1 protein-coding gene is annotated in these 814 nt (G+C 46.4%); it reads left to right on the top strand.

Annotated features, from left to right (window positions below; translation table 11 throughout):
- On the top strand, nt 1-814 hold an 814-nt coding region (locus A3738_RS04750; protein WP_156503962.1), incomplete at both ends, for a LysR family transcriptional regulator.

Raw genomic sequence — 814 nt, 5'->3', positions numbered from 1 at the left:
TACTATGGATATTGAAGCGCTTCTCGCATTTATAACGATCGTCAACGAAGGGTCTTTTTCTAAGGCAGCTAAGGTCATGCATATTACCCAGCCCGCCATATCGAAACGGATTCAAAACTTAGAAGGCCGGCTTGATGTAAAACTCTTCGAGCGACTACAACGCGAGATCACCCTGACTGATGCAGGCAAAGCATTACTGCCACACGCCTTAAACATCTTGCACAACTTCGACAACGCAAAACAGGCAGTACGAGATACAAGTGGTGAAGTAAAAGGCGACTTAAGAATTGTGGCAAGTCACCATATTGGATTGCATCGGTTACCTTTGATATTGCGCGAGTTCTCCAAACGGCACCCTTTAGTTGATTTGCACCTGAATTTTCTCGACTCCGAAAGTGCTTATGCCCTGCTTCAAGAAAACAACGCCGATATCGCTTTTATAACGATTCCAGAACAACGTCGGGAACATTTCATAACGCATTTGGTTTGGGATGACCCGATGGCCTTTGTATGCGGACACCAGCATCCACTTGCTCAGTTAAAACGCGTCGGCCCAAAAGAGCTATCACAACATGATGCGATTCTTCCCTCAGAATCCACACTCACCTATCGAATCGTCGCCAAGGTGTTTGAAGAAAACCAACTTGAACTAAAAGCAAAGATACCAACCAACTACTTAGAAACCATGAAAATGATGGCCAGCGTTGGTATGGGCTGGTCGGTATTGCCAAAAACAATGATCGACGAAGACCTTCACGCACTCCCCGTTCGCAACCCTGTCATTGAGCGCAAGCTCGGCGCCGTCAGTTATGAG

The sequence above is a fragment of the Oleiphilus sp. HI0066 genome (genome assembly GCF_001635725.1).
This window is presented reverse-complemented; position numbering and strand designations above follow the sequence as displayed.